Here is a 17,644-nt window from a genome sequence, read left to right as displayed (position 1 = left end):
GCGAGGCCGTCGAACCGTGACCGAGGCTGAGCGGCGTCGACCGCGCGTCGGTGTGATGGGCGGCACGTTCGACCCCATCCACCACGGTCACCTCGTGGCGGCGAGCGAGGTCGCGCAGTCGCTCGATCTCGACGAGGTCGTGTTCGTGCCGACCGGTCAGCCCAGCTACAAGTCGAACGTCACGCAGGCCGAGCACCGCTACCTCATGACGGTGATCGCCACCGCATCGAACCCGAGGTTCACCGTGAGTCGCGTCGACATCGATCGCGCGAAGCCGACGTTCACGATCGACACCCTTCGAGACCTGCGGCGCGAGCGCTCCGAAGCGGATCTCTTCTTCATCACGGGTGCCGATGCCATCGCGCAGATCCTCTCGTGGAAAGACGTCGCGGAGCTGTGGGACCTCGCCCACTTCGTGGCTGTGAGTCGGCCGGGACATGTGCTGTCCGTTCGCGGATTGCCCGAGCAAGACGTAAGCTTGCTCGAAGTCCCGGCTCTGGCGATCTCGTCGACCGACTGCCGGGACAGGGTGCGCCGGGGTTTCCCGGTGTGGTACTTGGTGCCCGATGGGGTCGTCCAGTACATCTCCAAGCACCATCTCTATCGGAGTGTCGCATGACGTCGTCGCAGGAACCACAGCTGACGCGCCGCGAGATGCGCGAGCGCGAACGCCTGCAGGAGCAGGCCGCTTCGCCGACCCCAGCGCCCGAGCCGCAGCGACCGGCAGCGCCGCCTCAGCCGGCACCGGTCGCGGCCCCGGCACCAGTCCCGGCCACTGCGTCAACACCTGCGCCGACCACTCCGTCGCACGGGGGCCCGTACGGCAGTGCGCCTGCGCCGACCCCGGCGTTCCCGGTCTCGGCGCCGTACCCCGCGAACACCCCGTCGGCGTTCGCACCGGCACCGGTGAATCCGGTTCAGGCTCCGGCGGTTCCGCAGGCTCCGGCGGTCCCTCAGACTCCGTTCGGAGCCGTGCCCGCGCAGCCGTCGCAGAACACGGCCCCTGCAGCACCCGCGGCACAGCAGCCGACTCCGCAGCAGCAGGCTCCGACTCCGCGTCAGGCGCAGACGCCGGAGCGCACGCTGACGCGCCGCGAACTCCGCGCGATGCTCGACGTCGATGCTCCGTCCGACGGCGACGACCTCGACGAGGTCGACCACGAGATCGCCGGCGCCACGGCCATGGGTGCCCCGCGGCCGCCCGCGACGATGCACCCCGCTGCCCCGGCGGCGGGCGCAGCGGCGCAGAACGAGCCACCGCATCGGCAGGCCGCCCCGCACCAGGCCGAGTCCGCCGCATTCGCCGAGCAGCCCATCGCCGCACCGAAGCCGGTCGGACACTGGACCGCGCAGCTCGACGCGCCGGTTGAGCAGGCGCAGCCCTACGACCAGATGCTCTCGCGAGGCGGTGTCGGACGCGGTGTTCCGACGACGACGAACGCCCTCATCCTGCCGTCGCTGCCCGACCAGTCCGGTATTCCGGCGCCCCTCGCGAACAGCGGCAACGGCGAGGTCATCGTCACGGGTTCCATCGACCTGCCGCGTAGCTACGGCGCGACCGGGGTGCACCCCAGCCAGATCGACTCCTCCGACGTCGACCGCCTCTTCGACCAGGTCGAAGACGGGGCCGGGGTCGGCGCTCCGATCTCCGCCACTCGAGCGATCAGTACGCAGAGCGCCACGAAGGCCCTCGTCGCCCCGCCCTCCAAGGAGGGCATGAACGTGCCACTCGTGCTCGCCGTCACCGCGGGCGTCCTCGCGCTCGGTGTCGTCGCGACGCTCGTCGTCGGCGCACTGACCGGCCTCTTTTGATCTCTCCCTCCCACCGACGACCGGAAACGAGCGAATGACCGCATCCGACCAGGCTCTCGACGCCCTCGCCCGCGCGGCTCGCGCAGCGGACTCCAAGGGCGGTGACGACCTCGTCGCGCTCGATGTCTCGGGGCCACTGCCGTTCGCCGACGTGTTCCTGCTCGTGAGCGGCAATTCCGAGCGCAACGTCATCGCGATCGCCGACGCGATCGAGGACTCCCTCCGCGAGGCCGGCGTCCCGACGCTCCGTCGCGAGGGCCACGGCACCGGTCGTTGGATCCTGCTCGACTTCGGCGACCTGGTGGTGCACGTCTTCCACCCCGAGGACCGCCTGTACTACGGTCTCGAGCGGCTGTGGCTCGACTGCCCCGCTGTGCCCGTGGCTCCGCTCCTGGCGGGCTGACCGAGCGCCGCATCGGCCGAGCTTCCCTCAATTTCATTTGTGGCGGGAGGCTGGTGTAAGCTCAAACCATCGCCTGAAACACGGCGAGAACGAATCGGTGAGAACCGAAACGGGTCTGTGGCGCAGCTGGTAGCGCACCTGCATGGCATGCAGGGGGTCAGGGGTTCGAGTCCCCTCAGATCCACCAAGAACCCCCTGATGAATCGCAAGATTCATCAGGGGGTTTCTTCGTTCCCCGCCTGCGCGCGGTGCCGCGGCGGTGTCGCACCCGGTGCCCGAACATGCCCGTTTCGCTGGGTTCTGCATCGATCCCGAGATGCCTGCGAGCACGCGGCCGCTTCCCATGGCGCTCATCGAAGCACCCCGACCAACTGCCGCCGCTCGTCGGCATCGGAGGCCGGTCCGTGCGCGGAGGAAGTCAGGCGATTCCGTCCCGCGATTCCGGCCCGCGATTCCGTCCCGCGGTGCGCGCACCCGCAGCGGTAGGCTCCGGTCATGAAGAACGGGTTCGTCATCGTCATCCTGGCTGTGTCGCAGTTCGTCATGGTGCTCGACAGCACCGTCATGAACGTCTCCATCTCGCAGGTCGCGAGTGACCTCGGCACGACGATCACCGGCATGCAGGCGGCGATCACCTTCTACACGCTCACGATGGCGGCGTTCATGCTCACGGGCGGCAAGTTCGGCGACAAGTGGGGCCGGAGCCGGGCGTTCAAGATCGGCTCGGTGATCTACGGCCTCGGTTCGCTGCTGACCGCCCTGAGCCCGAACCTCACCGTGCTGCTCTTCGGCTGGTCGCTCATCGAGGGCCTGGGCGCGGTACTCGTGATCCCGGCCATCGCAGCCCTCGCCGCCATCAATTACCAGGGCAAGGCGCGCGTCGCGGCGTTCTCGATCCTCGGAGCGGTCACCGGCCTCGCAGCCGCAGCCGGGCCGCTGATCGGCGGGCTCGTGACGACGTACGGCTCGTGGCGCTACGTCTTCGTCGCCGAGACCGTCGTCATGATCGGCGTGCTCATCCTGTCGGGCAGGATCAAGGATGTCGCGGCCGACCAGAAGGTCAAGATCGACATCCTGAGCGTCGTGCTCTCCGCCGGGGGCATGGCGCTCGTCGTGTTCGGTGTGCTCCAGTCGAAGTCGTGGGGCTGGTTCGTACCGCTCAACTCGCCAGAGGTCAACGGGGTCGAGATCGCGCCTCTCGGTGTCTCGCTCGTGACCTACCTGATCCTCGTCGGCATCGTCGTGCTGTGGTGGTTCGTGCAGCGTCAGCGGTCGCTGCAGGCGCAGGGTCGGATGCCGCTCCTCAAGGTCGAGCTGTTCCGCATCGCGGCTCTGCGCAGCGGCCTCTCGGGCTTCCTCGTGCAGTACTTCGCGATCGCCGCGCTGTTCTTCGTCATCCCGGTCTACCTGCAGACGATGCAGGAGTACGACGCGCTCGAGACCGGACTCAAGATCCTGCCGCTGTCGACCGGCCTCATCCTCTTCTCCATCGTCGGCTCCTGGCTCACGTCGCGACGCTCGGCCCGGCGCATCGCGCAGCTCGGGCAGATCACGATGGCGGTCGGGCTCCTGTTCGTGCTGGTCGCCATCCAGCCCGCACTGCAGGGCGCCCCCTTCGCCATCGGCATGTTCATCGTCGGCGCGGGGTTCGGCCTGCTGGCTTCGCAGCTCGGCAATGTGAACATGTCGGCCGTCGAGAAGTCCGACACCTCCGAGGTCGGCGGCCTGCAGGGAACCTTCCAGAACCTCGGCTCGTCGTTCGGGACGGCGGTCGTCGGCTCCGTGTTCATCCTGCTGCTCGGAGGCGGCTTCGCGACCGCGGTCGGCGAGAACGCGACGATCACCCCCGAGGAGCGCACGCAGGTCGTCGCCTACCTCGACGCGGGCGTTCCGATCGTCTCGCAGTCCGAGGCCGAGCGGATCGTGCTCGATGCCGGCGGCTCCCAGGAGGCGGCGACGTCGATCGCGGAGGACTACGCGGCGTCGCAGATCGACGCCCTGAGGCAGGCGATCTTCATCGTGTTCGCGCTCATGTCGCTCTCGCTCCTGCTCTCGCGCCACCTCCCCGCCGAGATCGTCGCGCGCCCCGAAGAGGAGCCCGCGGCGGACGCATCCGCCCCGCGCGGCTGAGCCCGGTTCGGCGACGACCACGACGGACCTCGAACAAGGGAGCACGTGTGCAGCACGCCCGTACTGAGCGCGGCCTCGACCGCCTGGTCAACTTCTCCGACGCGACCGTGGCGATCGCGATCACCCTGCTGATCCTGCCGCTCGTCGACCTGGCCGGAGACCTCGAGGGCGCCCGCTTCGACGAGTTCGCGGCCGAGAACTTCGGCGCGTTCGTCGCGTTCGTCGTCACGTTCGCGGTCATCGGGCGGTTCTGGGTCATCCATCACCGTGTGTTCGAGTCGGTGCGCGACTACTCGTCGCGTCTGCTCTGGTTCAACATGCTGTGGCTTGCGAGCATCGTGTTCCTGCCGTTCGCGGCGAACTCGGTGTCGTCGATGGACACCGACAACGGCAGCTTCGACGCGGTCTACATCGGCACGATGTTCGTGACCACGAGCGCGATGCTGCTGATGGAGATCGAGTTGCTGCGGCATCCGGACCTCCTCGACGACGACGCGTCGTTCGACCTGGGTCGCACCGTCGCGGTGCTCGTCGTGCTCGTGATCGCCGGCGCGCTCGCGTACCTCGTGCCCTCGGTCGGCATGCTGTGGGTGCTGCTGCTGTTCGTCGCACCGCTCGTGACGAAGGTGCTGCACCGGGTGGCGCCCGCGCTGCGGCCGCGTCCGTCCGACGGGTCGGCGGGCGGGTGAACCGGTCGTCCCGGCCGCACGAGGGGCGGATGCCGCTGCACGGCGCGGTTCCTTGACCCCCCTCCGGGTGGGGCCCACAATTGGGTGTCGAACAACGCAGGGGAAGCAGGGGAGAGCATGAGCGACGCGAACACTCGTCCGATCTACGACCAGGAGGACCAGCTCGCCGATCCGGTTCCCGACGCGGTCGAGCAGGAGGAGACCGAAGCCGTCGCGACGGCGGCCCCCCTGCCCGAAGACCCCGAGCGCCGTTCCTGGAGCCGCGACCTGCGGTTCATGCTCGTCGTGCTGGCCGCCATCGCCGCCCTGTTCCTCGCGTTCGCCCTGCTCATCGCGTTCAGCCCCACAGGGGCGGCGATCAGCGCGCTCGCGGTCATCGCCGCGCCGATCGCGACCATGGTCGCCGCGTACTACGGCATCTCGCTCGCGCTGCGACAGGTGTCCGACGCGCGCAACGCCGCGGTGACGGCCGAGGCTCGCGCCCGTGCCGCCGAGGCGAGCGCCCACGAATCCGACGCCTGGGCCGCGCAGATGGAGTCGGGGCTCCGCGTCGCGGTCTCGAAGCTGAAGGGCGCCGGCATCGGCACGAGCGACGTCGAGCGCGCAGCCGGCACCCCCGACGAGTTCTTCTGAGCAGGCGGGGCGCTGATGCCGGCCGCGGTCGTCGTCAGCGCCTCACGCCCGCCAGATGTCGAGCGACTGCGCCGGGGGCCTGCCGTCGAACTCGGCGAGGATCTGGTGCGACCGGGTCGACACGACACCGGGCATCACGTGGATGTCGCGCAGGATCGCCTGGCTCAGCTGCTCGTGGTCGGGTGCGCTGACCGTCAGCATGAGGTCGATGTCGCCCGAGACCGCCTGCACCTTCTCGACGAACGGCAGCTGGGCGAGTCGCGCGGCGACCGCCTCCCAATCGGCACCCGGCGCCGTGCGCACGACGACGAGCGCCGAGATGCGCAGTCCGATCGAGGTGCGATCGATCCTCGCGCCGAACCCCGTGATGACGCCTCGGTCGACCAGGTGCTGCACGCGATTGTGGGCGGCGGTGCGCGAGATGTGCACGCGTTCGGCGAGCGTGCGCACCGAGAGCCGGCCGTCTCGGCTGAGCTCCGCGACGATCCGGCGATCGATGCTGTCGATCGCCTCGCCGTGGTGTTCCGCATGCTCGGTCATCATCGTCCTCGGTGCTCATCCTCAGCGTACCGGCGACGGGCCCGGTGCAGCGAGATCCGCATCGGGGCGTGGCGCACGGCCCGGGGGAGCCACGGCCAGATCGCGGCGACCCCCGCGAGCCAGGCGCGGGCCACGCGCGCGGCGCTCGGGGTCCACCTGAAGCCGTAGGCGGCGCGCAGCGCCGGCGGGAGCAGTTCGGCCGTGACGAGCCGCACGGGCGGCAGCAGCACGGCGAGACCCGGCAGGGCATCGGATGCCGAGAGCAGCGTCCGCGCGACCCGGCGCGCCTCGGCGCCCACCGTCAACGTCGCGAGCCGGGCGTTCCACCATGCGTCGAACTCCGCTCGCGACCCGGGCCAGCCCTCCCGCGTCGCCTGGAGCCGGAAGCCGAACGGCGCGTATCCCCGCACGATGGCGTCGGCCTCCTCGGTCGGGAGCCGGCCGTACACGCGTTCATGGATGTCGAGTGCGACGGCCAGCAGCGTCGAGGCGACCCAGCGCTGCGCGTCGGCGTCGAACGCACTGTATGCGGCATCCGATGCGTGCGCCGCATCCGATCCGTCGTCGCCCTCGGTGTGCTGCACGGCCCGATCGGCGGGAGTCCCGCCGCTCGCGCGCCCGCCGCGAACGGGCACGTGGCGGGCGTTGACCCTCCGCACGGCGGCGGCGGCGAGCTCGTCGTCGCCGAAGCCGACCGCGTAGACGTAGTCGAGGGTGCCGATCAGCCGGTCGAGCGGACGGCTCGCGAAGTCGCTGTGCCGCGCGACGCCGCGAGCGACCCGCGGATCGGCCAATTGCAGCAGGATCGCCGCCGCACCGCCGAGGAGCAGCACGGCCTCGGCCCCGTGGGCACGGAAGACGGCGCGGTCGTCGGGGGCGGGGTTCATGTCCTATCAGTACCAGTTCGGCAACGGGTTCAGTACCAGTTGACCGCCTCGGAATGCGCCCACGCGGCGCAGGGACTGCCGTAGCGCGAGGCGATGTACGACAGGCCCCACTCGATCTGGGTCGCCGCGTTCGTGCGCCAGTCCGCCCCAGCGGCCGCCATCTTGCTGCCCGGCAGCGACTGCGGGATCCCATACGCCCCGCTCGAGACGTTGTACGCGTCAGCCCGCCAGCTCGACTCGCGCATCCAGAGCGAGTACAGGCACTGGTACTGCCCGCCGTCCCAGCCGTAGCGGGCGACGGCCGCTGCCGCGTACGCCTGGGCGCCCGCGGTGTCGACGACGACGCCGGGCGGGGGAGCTGGCGTGAGGCCCGAGCCGCCTCCCGCTGCCGCCTCGGCCTCCGCCGCCGCAGCAGCGGCGGCCTCGCGGGCGGCGCGTTCGCGGGCCTCCTGCTCACCGATGCGGTACTGCCGCTCGACCTCGACCGACCGGTTGCGCAGGCTCGCCAGCTGGGCGTAGAGCGTGTCGAGGGCGGAGCGCTGCTCGGCCACTCGCGCCTGTGCGGCCTCGTGCGCGGCCTCGGCTGCGGCGGCCGCCTCGACGGCCTCCGCGGCCAGTCGAGTGCGCTCGGCCTCCGCGCGATCGGCTTGGTCGCGCACCGACGCGGCGGTCGCCTCGGCCGCTTCGGCCCTGGCGGCGACGCCGCCGATCACGGAGGTCAGCTGCGCAGCCCGGGACAACCCCATGAGCAGTCGCCCCGTCTCGTCGCCCTCGAGCAGCAGTCGCAGGCCGACGTCGGCCCCGCCCGACCGGGCGAGCACGGCACCCGTGCGGCCGAGCGCGGTGGTCGCCGCCTTCGCGTCGGCCTCGGTCCGCTCCGCCTGCGCGGCGAGCGTCGACGCTCTGGCCACGGCATCGGCCCTGGCCTGCTCCGCAGCGACGGACTCGGCTGCCGCGGCGACCGCGGCATCGCCCAGCCGGCCGGCCTCGGCCTCGAGCTCGTCGACGAACGCCGTGATGCGCTCGGCCTCGGCTTCGCTTGCGCCGACCTCGGCCTTCGCCGCCTCGACCTCGTCCCACGTGGGGTAGTCCTCGGCGTTCGCAGCGCCGACCGGCGCGAAGAGGGTCGCGACGACGATCGACACGACCGCCAAGAGCCTGATCACACGCACGAACACCCCCTTCGAGCCCGGCGAGTCTACCCAGCGGGCACGCGGTCGGCGGGGGGACACGCAGCGTAGACTCGTTCGAATGCGTACTCGGCTCGTCCTCGGCATCGCCGCGGTGCTCGCGATCACGCTGCTCTCCGGGTGCTCAGGGGCGGCCCCCGCCGCCGAGCGCACGCCGACCGCGAGCGACCCGGCTACGCCGTCGCCGACGCCAACCCCGACGCCGACCGATCCGGTCGCGGACTTCGTCGAGACCCGGATGTCGGAGCTGAGCCTCGAGCAGAAGGCCGCGGCGCTGCTCATGCTGCACGCGCCCGGGCTCGACCCGGCGCCCCTCCGGTCGCTCGTGGAGCAGGGCGCCTCCGGGCTCATCCTCATGGGCGACAACGTGCCCGGAACCCCCGAGGAGCTCGCCGCGCTCACCGCGGCGACGCAGGTCGACCCCGAACTGCCGCCCCTCGTCGCGATCGACGAGGAGGGCGGCGATGTGCAGCGCCTGCCGTGGGACACGGCGCCGGGCGCGGAGGCCCTGCGCGCCGAGCCGCCATCGGCCACGACCGACGCGTTCGCCGCCCGGGCGGCCACGCTCGCGGCATCCGGCGTGAACCTGAACTTCGGGATCGTCGCCGACGTCACCGACGATCCAGACTCGTTCATCTGGTCGCGCGTGCTCGGCACCGACCCGGCCTCGGCCGGCGAACGCGTCGCGGCCGCGGTCACCGGCGAGCACGGCACGGTCTTCAGCACGCTCAAGCACTTCCCGGGGCACGGCGCCGCGCCCGGCGACTCGCACTCGAGCGTGCCGAGCGCTCCGCTCGCGCTCGACGAGTGGAACGCGGGGCCCGCCCTCCCGTTCGCAGCGGGCATCGACGCCGGCAGCGAGTTCGTCATGACGGGGCATCTCGCCTACCCGGCGGTCGATCCGATTCCGGCTTCGCTGTCGCCGGAGTGGCACCGGATCCTCCGCGAGGAGCTCGGGTTCGACGGTGTCGTCGTCACCGACGACATGCTCATGCTGGGCGCCAACGGACTGCCCGAGTACGCCGACCCGAACGAGAACGCGATCCGCGCGGTGGCCTCGGGCGCAGATCTCCTGCTCTACGTGCTTCCCGCCGATCCGGCCGACGTCGGCATCTCCGTCGACGGCCTCGTCGGGGCGATCGCGGGCGCCGTGACCTCGGGCCGCATCCCGCAGGCCCGTCTCGACGATGCGGTCGAGCGCGTGCTGACCCTTCGACGCACGCTCGTCGAAGAAAGTTCGTGACTTCAGGAATATCTGCGAAATTCCATGCGTTCGCATTGATGTGGCATGCGCGCCACAACGACATCGAACACGGAGAACGCACACTATGACGAACACCGCCACCGGCATCGAGATCCCCGGCTACCGCACCGGCACCTGGATCATCGACCCCACCCACAGCGAGGTCGCCTTCAGCATCCGTCACATCATGATCAGCAAGGTCAAGGGCAAGTTCGAGCGCTTCGAGGCGACCTTCGTGACCGCCGAGAACCCCCTCGACTCGACCGTCACCGCCTCGGCCGAGGTCGCCTCGGTCAACACGAACGAGCCCAACCGCGACGGACACCTCCGCACCGGCGACTTCTTCGAGGCCGAGACCTACCCGACCATCGACTTCGTCTCGACCGGCGTGCGCGTCGAGGACGGCGACTTCAAGGTCGACGGCGACCTCACGATCCGCGGCATCACCAAGCCCGTCACCTTCGACTTCGAGTTCGGCGGCTTCGGCGGCGACCCCTACGGCAACTACAAGGGCGGCGCCACGGCCAAGGCCGTCGTCAACCGCGAGGACTTCGGCCTCACGTACAACGCGGCCCTCGAGACCGGCGGCGTGCTGCTCGGCGACAAGGTGACCATCACCCTCGAGCTGCAGGCGGCGCTGCAGCAGTAAGCGCTCCGCGCGATCGACGAAGGGCCGGATGCCTCGGGCGTCCGGCCCTTCGGCATGCGCTGCGCCGTACGCAGCGCCGCGCTCAGGGCCCGGCGACGGCGAGGTCTCCGAGCCCCGTCGACCAGAACCCGGCCCAGGCCTCGAACGACGGCCGGAACTCCTCGGGATCGAGACCGATCGCGAAGGGCGACACCTCGATCGCGGTCGTGCCGCGCCGTTCGGGGGAGCGCCGCCACGTGCCGACGACCTCGCCGTCGGAGACCAGGATCGGCAGGAAGAGTCCGTTCTTGCCCGGCACGACCCGGAGCGAGTCGTCGGGCGAGCAGTACGCCGAACGGTCGCCGTACCCGAGGTAGTACTCGTCGAACGGCGCCAGCACATGCCGTCGTCTCGACGCCCCCGACGCCCCCGACGCGCCGGCGTCGGTGCCGGACGCGGCCGCCGCGACGAACCGGTCGTCGTCGATGCCGACGACCGAGTCACCGGCAGCCCCGACCGCGGTTCTCGCCTGCGTGAGCGTGAGCCCGGTCCACCATGCGAAGTCGCGCACCGTCGCAGGACCGTGCCCGCGGAGGTAGCCGACGAACAATCGCGCCAGGGTCTCATCGGCGTCGTCGGGCTCGTCGGAGGCAGCGGGCGACCACTCGTCGAGCAGCACGAACCGCTGGCGGGCCCTGGTCTCGACCGGCCCGCAGCACAGCAGGCCCTCCACGGCGAGGCGCCAGATCAGGTGGTAGCCGCGCTGGCCCTCGGTCGAGATGCCGGCCGCCGTCCATGCGGCCTGCAGCTCATCGCGCGATGCAGACCCGCCGCCCTCCAGCTCGCGGATCGCCACAGCTCTGGCCGTGGCGTGCACCTCGACGTCGATGCCCTCATCCCGGTGGCGCTTCGCAGCGGCCTGCATGAGACGGGCGGAGGTCAGGCGCAGGATCGGGCGCAGCATGCCCGGCGCGACGAAGTGGAGCGTGCCGCGCATCGGCCAGGACCGCACGAACGAACGCGCCTCGATCGCCTCGTCGACCGCGGCCTCGACCGAGCCCGGGACCCGCGCGCCCAGCACCCACTTGGCCGCGGCGAGGTCTTGCGCCTGCACGCACACGAGGCGCTGCACGGCGTCTGCGGGCGCAGCGAATCCCTCGCCGAGGCCTTGCGCGGCGAGGCGGGCCGCACGAAGCGCCCGGAGCGAACGTTCGGCTGCCGCATCCGTCGTCATGCCGTGAGTCTGCCGCGCACCGCCGACATCGCGCGGCGCGCGCGGCAGCCATCCTCTGGATCGCGATAGACTGGGCGGCTGTGCCACGTCGGCACGATCCCACCACCACTTCCGCCGGAGGCTCCCTGTGCTCGCCGTTCACGATCTCGAGATCCGCGTCGGCGCACGCGTCCTGATGGAGCACGTGAACTTCCGCGTCTCCGACGGCGACAAGATCGGCCTCGTCGGCCGCAACGGCGCCGGCAAGACGACGCTCACCAAGACCCTCGCGGGCGAGACGCTGCCCACCGACGGCAGGATCGACCGTTCCGGCGAGATCGGGTACCTCCCGCAGGACCCCCGCTCGGGCGACCCCGAGATGCTCGCGCGCACCCGCATCCTCGACGCGCGCGGCCTCGGCACGCTCGCGCTCGGCATGCACGAGGCGTCGATGAACATGGGCAGCGACGACCCCGTGGTCGCCGAGAAGGCCATGAAGAAGTACGGCAACCTCACCGACCGGTTCAACGCGCTCGGCGGATACGCCGCCGAGGCCGAGGCCGCGTCGATCGCGTCGAACCTGAACCTCCCCGACCGGATCCTCGACCAGCCGCTGAAGACGCTCTCGGGCGGTCAGCGCCGCCGCATCGAGCTCGCGCGCATCCTCTTCTCCGACGCCGGCACGATGATCCTCGACGAGCCGACCAACCACCTCGACGCCGACTCGGTCGTCTGGCTCCGCGAGTTCCTGAAGAACTACAAGGGCGGCGTCATCGTGATCTCGCACGACGTCGTGCTCGTCGACGAGGTCGTGAACCGCGTCTTCTACCTCGATGCCAACCGCTCGGTCATCGACATCTACAACATGGGCTGGAAGCACTACCAGCGACAGCGCGCAGCCGACGAGGAGCGCCGCAAGAAGGAGCGCGCGAACGCCGAGAAGAAGGCCGACGTGCTGAAGCTCCAGGCCGCGAAGTTCGGCGCGAAGGCGTCGAAGGCCGCGGCAGCCCATCAGATGGTCGCGCGCGCCGAGAAGCTGCTCGCCGGCCTCGACGAGGTGCGCGCCGTCGACCGGGTGGCGAAGCTCCGGTTCCCGACGCCCGCGCCGTGCGGCCGCACGCCCATCACGGCGAGCGACCTGTCGAAGAGCTACGGCTCGCTCGAGATCTTCACGGCCGTCGACCTCGCGATCGACCGCGGCTCGAAGGTCGTCATCATCGGGTTCAACGGTGCGGGCAAGACCACCCTGCTCCGCATCCTCGCGGGCGTCGACCAGCCCGACACGGGCACGGTCGAGGCCGGGCACGGCCTGCGCGTCGGCTACTACGCGCAGGAGCACGAGACCATCGACGTCAAGCGCAGCGTGCTCGAGAACATGGTGAGCTCGTCGCCGAACCTCACCGAGACCGAGGCGCGCAAGGTGCTCGGGTCGTTCCTGTTCACCGGCGACGACGTGCACAAGCCCGCGGGCGTGCTCTCGGGCGGCGAGAAGACGCGTCTCGCCCTCGCGATGATCGTCGTGTCTGGTGCGAACGTGCTCCTGCTCGACGAGCCGACCAACAACCTCGACCCCGCGAGCCGCGCCGAGATCCTCGACGCGCTCGCGCACTACGAGGGCTCGGTCGTGCTCGTCTCGCACGACCCGGGCGCCGTCGAGGCGCTGAACCCCGAGCGCGTGCTCATCATGCCCGACGGCACCGAAGACCACTGGAGCGCCGAGTACCAGGAGCTCATCGAGCTGGCCTAGCGGCGATCGAGCAGGCCGTCCTCGAGGTCGGCGTCGGAGTCCCGGCGCTGCGTGCGGTTCACCTGGCGCTGCACCGGACGGCTGCGTTCGGGGCGGATGCCGGATGCCTCGGCGATCGACTTGCGCTCCCGGTTCGCCGCCCAGGCCAGGCCGACGAACCCCATGACGGCGAAGACGAACCACTGCAGGGCGTACGACAGGTGCGGGCCCTCGTCGCGCAGGGGCCTGGAGGCGGCGATCGGCGGTTCTGCGACCTCCGCCCCGGACTGCACGAGCAGGCCGTACGCCCCCGTGTAGGTGGGCGCGTCGAGGCGACCCGCGAGCTCGTCGAGGTCGATGGTCGCGAACTCGTCGCCCGCAGAGGTGCGCCCGTTGATCTGCCCCTCGCCCGCCTTCAGGCGCGCCTCGACCTCGACCTGGCCCGCCGGGGGAGCGGCGTACTCGCTCGGGCGTCCGTCGGAGCCCTGCGCGACCCATCCGCGATCGATGACGAACACGTCGCCGTCGTCGAGCAGCATGGGCGTGAGCACCTCGTAGCCGCTGCCGCCCTGACCGGGTCGGTTGCGCACGACGACCTCTTCGTCGGCGAGGTACTCGCCCGACAGGGCCACGACCTGCCAGCGCTGGTCGACCTCGAACCCGTCGAGGTCGGGCAGCGCATCCGAGACGGGGACGGCCTGCGCGTCGTAGTTCGCGTCGATGCGGGCGATCTCGGCGCGCGCCTCGGCGCGGCGCGCGAACTGCCACATGCCGAGCGCGCAGCAGACGATCGCGAACACCACGACGAGGGCGAGGTAGCCGGCCCACCGTCGTGAACGCAGGAACGACCAGTCGGTCACGAGTCGACCTCGGCGGCCTCGTCGAGCGCGCCGGTGAACTCCACCACGCGAACGGGGAACGAGCGCGCCTCGAGGAACCCGCGCAGGTAGTCGACGTGCTCGTCGCACGCGAGCCAGGTTTTCCACCGCTCACCCGTGTGGATGCGCGGGTTCTGCCAGTCGATGCGCCAGGCGGCGGCCTCGTGGCACGCCGCGCGCGAGCAGACCGCGCCGTCGGGCTGCATGCCGCCGATCACGCCGCGTGCCGATCGTCGTCGCCCCGCGGCATCCGCTCGGAGCCGCCCGAGCCGGGGCCGGGGTCGGGGGAGCCGCCATCGGGTTCGGGGGAGCCGCGGTCGGGGCCTGAGGAGCCGCCGTCGGGATCGCTCGGCTGCTGGGCGGACCCGGCCGAGGCCGAACCCGGGCCTGACACCGGCACGATGCCGCCGGGGCGTTCGACCGCGCCGCCGAGGCCCGACCCGCCGACGTTGGCGATCACGACCGCGATGTACGGCAGCACGATCGCCCCCACCGCGCACACCGCGAGCCACCAACCCTGCACGAACAGCATGGCGAAGATGCACAGCAGGCGCACCGACATGGCGATCGAGTACTTGATCATGCGCGAACGCCGCTCCGCCTCGGGCGAGGGCGGCAGACTCGTGATCGATTGCTGCTTCATGAACGTCGTCGCAGGTCGGTGCGGCGCTCCTCCGCCTCAAGCCTACGTCGCCGGGCGCCGTGCGACTGCACGGCGAAGACGCACGGCACACGGCCCGTTCGGCCATCGGATGCGGCACGGCGGGCGTGATCGCGGACCGGCTGGGGCATGCGCGCCTCACTATGCTGAGACAGGCTCGTCTCGAGACCGCAATCCCACGTGAATGGAGTCCCCGCATGACCACGCCCCGCACCGTCCTCGTCACCGGCGGAAACCGCGGCATCGGCTACGCCATCGCCCGCGAGTTCGTCGCACAGGGGCACCGCGTCGCCGTGACCGCACGGTCGGGCGAGGGCCCCGAGGGCACCCTCACCGTCCGCGCCGACGTCACCGACGCCGCATCCGTCGACCGCGCGTTCGACGAGATCGAGGCCGCGCTCGGCCCGGTCGAGGTCGTCGTCGCGAACGCGGGCATCACGCGCGACACGCTGCTGCTCCGCATGACCGAGGAGGACTTCACGAGCGTCGTCGACACCAACCTGACGGGTTCGTTCCGGGTGGTCAAGCGCGCGTCGAAGGGCATGCTGAAGGCACGGTTCGGCCGGGTCGTGTTCATCTCGAGCGTCGTCGGCCTCTACGGTTCGCCCGGGCAGGTCAACTACTCGGCCTCCAAGGCCGCGCTCGTCGGCATGGCTCGGTCGCTCACGCGCGAGCTCGGCGCCCGCAACATCACCGCGAACGTGGTGGCGCCGGGCTTCATCGAGACCGACATGACCGACGAGCTGCCCGAGGCCCAGCAGGCCGAGTACAAGAAGAACATCCCGCTCGGTCGGTTCGCCTCGCCCGACGAGGTCGCACGCGTCGTCGCCTGGCTCGCCGGAGACGACGCCGGCTACATCTCGGGCGCCGTGATCCCGGTCGACGGCGGTCTCGGCATGGGGCACTGATCCCGGCGCATCGCTGCTGAACGACGAAGGCCGCGCTCCCGCACGGGGCGCGGCCTTCGTCGTCAGCGGTCGTCGTCGGTCGTCGATGCGCCGGTCGTCGGTGCGTGCAGACCTGTCAGCCGCGCAGGCCGAGCAGCGGCAGCACCTGCGACAGGTCGGGCGTCGTGATCGCGACGTCGGCCTGGGCGCGCACCACGGGCTTCGCGCAGAACGCGACGCCGAGTCCGGCCGACGCGAGCATGCGCAGGTCGTTCGCGCCGTCGCCGACCGCGACCGTGAACCGCAGGGGAACGGATGCCTCGGCCGCCCACTCCTCGAGTGCGACGGCCTTGGCCTCGGCGTCGACGATCGGCCCGTCGACCGCGCCCGTGAGGCGGCCCGCCTCGTCGCGCTCGAGCCGGTTGGCCCGGCAGAAGTCGAGCCCGAGACGTTCCGCGAGCGGGTCGAGCAGCTCGTGGAAGCCCCCCGAGACGACGCCGACGACGCCGCCCGCAGCGTGCACGCCGTCGATGAGCTCCTGCACGCCGGGCGTCGGCGTCATGCGCGTGCGTGCGAGTGCGAGGTCGTCCTCGCCGAGCCCCGCGAGGGTCGCGACCCGCTCGCGAAGGCTCGCCGCGAAGTCGAGTTCGCCGCGCATGGCGCGCTCGGTCACCGCGGCCACGAGCGGCAGGCTGCCGGCGGCCTCGGCGAGGAGTTCGATGGCCTCCTCGCGGATGAGCGTGGAGTCGGCGTCGAGCACGACGAGCGGGCCGCCGGATCGGCGGCCGGGGGCAGCGGCGCTCACGCGCCGGCCGCCCGGACCCTGGAGCCCTTGCCGACGACCGTGATGCCGCTGTCGGTCACGATGAATCCGCGGGCGAGGTCTTCGGCGCGGTCGACGCCGATGCGGGCGCCCGCCTCGACCACGACCTCCTTGTCGAGGATCGCGCGCTGCACCGTGGCGCCGGCGTCGATGCGGGCGCGGTCGAAGAGGATCGAATCGGACACGTGCGCCCCCGACCCCACCATCGCCCACGGACCGAGCACGCTGCGCTCCACGTGCGCACCCGAGATCACCGAGCCGAGCGACACGATCGAGTCGATGACGGTACCGAGCGTGCCCCGCGCGTCGCGCGTGAACTTGGCGGGCGGGGAGTTCAGCTGCTGGCTGAAGATCGGCCACTCGCGGTTGTACAGGTTGAAGACCGGCATCACCGAGATGAGGTCCTGGTGGGCCTCGAAGAACGAGTCGATGGTTCCCACGTCGCGCCAGTAGTACCGGTCGCGGTCGGTGGAGCCCGGCACGTCGTTGCGATTGAGGTCGTACACCCCGGCCGCGCCCTGCGCCACGAAGGCGGGGATGATGTCGCCGCCCATGTCGTGGCTGGAATCGGTGAGCTCGCCGTCGCGGAGCACGGCGTCGATGAGCGCGTCGGCGTCGAACACGTAGTTGCCCATCGAGGCGAGCACCTCGCCGGGGGAGTCGGGCAGGCCGACCGGGTCGGACGGCTTCTCGAGGAAGCGGTGGATGCGCTCGGGGTTCTTCTGGTCGACCTCGATGACGCCGAACTGGTCGGCGAGCGAGATGGGCTGGCGGATGGCCGCGACCGTCGCGGCCGCGCCCGACGCGATGTGCGCGTCGATCATCTGGCTGAAGTCCATGCGGTAGACGTGGTCGGCACCGACCACGACGATGATGTCGGGCTGCTCGTCGTAGATCAGGTTGAGGCTCTGCAGGATCGCGTCGGCCGAGCCCGAGAACCACCGCTTGCCGAGCCGCTGCTGGGCGGGCACCGAGGCCACGTACGAGTTCAGGAGCCCGCTCATGCGCCACGTCTGCGAGACGTGCCGGTCGAGGCTGTGCGACTTGTACTGCGTCAGCACCACGATCTGGCGAAGGCCCGAGTTGAGCAGGTTGGACAGCGCGAAGTCGATGAGGCGGTACTGGCCGCCGAACGGCACGGCGGGCTTGGCCCGGTCCTCAGTGAGGGGCATGAGCCGCTTGCCCTCGCCGCCAGCGAGAACGATGCCGAAAACCTTGCGCGTGACCATGCCCCAAGCGTAGTCAGCCGCGGGGGTCTCGCGGGCGCGGAAGTCGACGCATGTCGGAGGCCGCTGCGCTAG

Annotated in this window: 19 protein-coding genes and 1 tRNA gene; 11 read left to right on the top strand and 9 right to left on the bottom strand. The window is 71.0% G+C overall.

Annotated elements, in window-relative coordinates; translation table 11 throughout:
• Positions 1–16: 16 nt before the first annotated feature.
• The 7 genes from nadD to ACFVS8_RS02255 all read left to right on the top strand — a co-directional run bounded on the left by nadD (position 17) and on the right by ACFVS8_RS02255 (position 5,667).
• Complete coding sequence (gene nadD / locus ACFVS8_RS02285; RefSeq protein WP_387057164.1) at positions 17–619, top strand: nicotinate-nucleotide adenylyltransferase; 603 nt, start codon at positions 17–19, stop codon at positions 617–619.
• Positions 620–972: 353 nt separating this feature from the next.
• A complete protein-coding gene (locus ACFVS8_RS02280) occupies positions 973–1,812 on the top strand; it encodes a hypothetical protein (protein ID WP_387057162.1) in 840 nt (279 codons plus the stop codon).
• A gap of 34 nt (positions 1,813–1,846) precedes the next feature.
• Positions 1,847–2,215 carry a ribosome silencing factor gene (gene rsfS / locus ACFVS8_RS02275; RefSeq protein WP_387057160.1) on the top strand — a complete coding sequence of 123 codons (369 nt, stop codon included), beginning with the start codon at positions 1,847–1,849 and terminating at the stop codon, positions 2,213–2,215.
• A gap of 111 nt (positions 2,216–2,326) precedes the next feature.
• Positions 2,327–2,402, top strand: a tRNA-Ala gene (locus ACFVS8_RS02270).
• 308 nt (positions 2,403–2,710) lie between these two features.
• Complete coding sequence (locus ACFVS8_RS02265) at positions 2,711–4,345, top strand: MFS transporter (protein WP_387057158.1); 1,635 nt, start codon at positions 2,711–2,713, stop codon at positions 4,343–4,345.
• A 47-nt stretch (positions 4,346–4,392) separates the two neighbouring features.
• Entirely contained in the window at positions 4,393–5,034 is a 642-nt protein-coding gene (locus tag ACFVS8_RS02260) for a TMEM175 family protein (protein WP_387057156.1), read from the top strand.
• Positions 5,035–5,151: 117 nt separating this feature from the next.
• Positions 5,152–5,667 (top strand): hypothetical protein, encoded by a 516-nt coding sequence (locus tag ACFVS8_RS02255; protein ID WP_387057154.1) that lies wholly within the window; start codon positions 5,152–5,154, stop codon positions 5,665–5,667.
• Positions 5,668–5,709: 42 nt separating this feature from the next.
• Here the strand turns inward: ACFVS8_RS02255 and ACFVS8_RS02250 are convergent, their stop codons facing one another.
• The 3 genes from ACFVS8_RS02250 to ACFVS8_RS02240 are packed head-to-tail and all read right to left on the bottom strand — an operon-like array spanning position 5,710 to position 8,266.
• Positions 5,710–6,207: an Lrp/AsnC family transcriptional regulator gene (locus ACFVS8_RS02250; protein ID WP_387057152.1), complete on the bottom strand. Its 498-nt coding sequence runs from the start codon at positions 6,205–6,207 to the stop codon at positions 5,710–5,712.
• Positions 6,207–7,094, bottom strand: coding sequence for an oxygenase MpaB family protein (locus tag ACFVS8_RS02245; RefSeq protein WP_387057150.1), 888 nt, complete (start codon positions 7,092–7,094; stop codon positions 6,207–6,209). Before ACFVS8_RS02245 ends, ACFVS8_RS02250 begins: the two co-directional genes overlap by 1 nt.
• A gap of 29 nt (positions 7,095–7,123) precedes the next feature.
• Complete coding sequence (locus ACFVS8_RS02240; protein WP_387057148.1) at positions 7,124–8,266, bottom strand: hypothetical protein; 1,143 nt, start codon at positions 8,264–8,266, stop codon at positions 7,124–7,126.
• 79 nt (positions 8,267–8,345) lie between these two features.
• On the opposite strand from ACFVS8_RS02240, the gene ACFVS8_RS02235 reads away from it, so the two are divergent.
• Both ACFVS8_RS02235 and ACFVS8_RS02230 read left to right on the top strand, forming a co-directional pair.
• Positions 8,346–9,527, top strand: coding sequence for a glycoside hydrolase family 3 N-terminal domain-containing protein (locus ACFVS8_RS02235; RefSeq protein ID WP_387057146.1), 1,182 nt, complete (start codon positions 8,346–8,348; stop codon positions 9,525–9,527).
• A gap of 85 nt (positions 9,528–9,612) precedes the next feature.
• Complete coding sequence (locus ACFVS8_RS02230; RefSeq protein ID WP_092965658.1) at positions 9,613–10,176, top strand: YceI family protein; 564 nt, start codon at positions 9,613–9,615, stop codon at positions 10,174–10,176.
• Between the two features lie 82 nt (positions 10,177–10,258).
• Here ACFVS8_RS02230 and ACFVS8_RS02225 read toward each other — a convergent pair whose 3' ends face one another.
• Positions 10,259–11,389 carry a winged helix DNA-binding domain-containing protein gene (locus tag ACFVS8_RS02225; protein ID WP_387057144.1) on the bottom strand — a complete coding sequence of 377 codons (1,131 nt, stop codon included), beginning with the start codon at positions 11,387–11,389 and terminating at the stop codon, positions 10,259–10,261.
• Positions 11,390–11,516: 127 nt separating this feature from the next.
• On the opposite strand from ACFVS8_RS02225, the gene ACFVS8_RS02220 reads away from it, so the two are divergent.
• Positions 11,517–13,115, top strand: coding sequence for an ABC-F family ATP-binding cassette domain-containing protein (locus tag ACFVS8_RS02220; protein WP_387057142.1), 1,599 nt, complete (start codon positions 11,517–11,519; stop codon positions 13,113–13,115).
• On the opposite strand, the gene ACFVS8_RS02215 is transcribed toward ACFVS8_RS02220, so the two are convergent.
• The 3 genes from ACFVS8_RS02215 to ACFVS8_RS02205 are packed head-to-tail and all read right to left on the bottom strand — an operon-like array spanning position 13,112 to position 14,615.
• Complete coding sequence (locus ACFVS8_RS02215) at positions 13,112–13,954, bottom strand: SURF1 family protein (RefSeq protein ID WP_387057140.1); 843 nt, start codon at positions 13,952–13,954, stop codon at positions 13,112–13,114. The genes ACFVS8_RS02220 and ACFVS8_RS02215 overlap by 4 nt on opposite strands.
• On the bottom strand, positions 13,951–14,190 hold the full coding sequence (locus tag ACFVS8_RS02210) for a hypothetical protein (RefSeq protein WP_387057138.1): 240 nt from the start codon (positions 14,188–14,190) through the stop codon (positions 13,951–13,953). The genes ACFVS8_RS02215 and ACFVS8_RS02210 overlap by 4 nt, the downstream gene beginning before the upstream one ends.
• The gene (locus ACFVS8_RS02205; RefSeq protein WP_387057136.1) at positions 14,187–14,615 is read right to left on the bottom strand and encodes a DUF3099 domain-containing protein; all 429 of its coding nucleotides are present in this window, start codon (positions 14,613–14,615) and stop codon (positions 14,187–14,189) included. Before ACFVS8_RS02205 ends, ACFVS8_RS02210 begins: the two co-directional genes overlap by 4 nt.
• Positions 14,616–14,830: 215 nt before the next feature.
• Here ACFVS8_RS02205 and ACFVS8_RS02200 point away from each other — a divergent pair, with 215 nt between their 5' ends.
• Complete coding sequence (locus ACFVS8_RS02200) at positions 14,831–15,541, top strand: beta-ketoacyl-ACP reductase (protein WP_387057134.1); 711 nt, start codon at positions 14,831–14,833, stop codon at positions 15,539–15,541.
• Between the two features lie 115 nt (positions 15,542–15,656).
• Here the strand turns inward: ACFVS8_RS02200 and serB are convergent, their stop codons facing one another.
• Entirely contained in the window at positions 15,657–16,325 is a 669-nt protein-coding gene (serB, locus tag ACFVS8_RS02195; protein ID WP_387057132.1) for a phosphoserine phosphatase SerB, read from the bottom strand.
• Positions 16,322–17,572: a glucose-1-phosphate adenylyltransferase gene (glgC, locus tag ACFVS8_RS02190; RefSeq protein ID WP_387057130.1), complete on the bottom strand. Its 1,251-nt coding sequence runs from the start codon at positions 17,570–17,572 to the stop codon at positions 16,322–16,324. The genes serB and glgC overlap by 4 nt, the downstream gene beginning before the upstream one ends.
• Positions 17,573–17,644: the final 72 nt, after the last annotated feature.

It is taken from the genome of Agromyces sp. NPDC058110, assembly GCF_042884735.1.
In the GTDB taxonomy this organism is placed as follows: domain Bacteria; phylum Actinomycetota; class Actinomycetes; order Actinomycetales; family Microbacteriaceae; genus Agromyces.
This window is presented reverse-complemented; position numbering and strand designations above follow the sequence as displayed.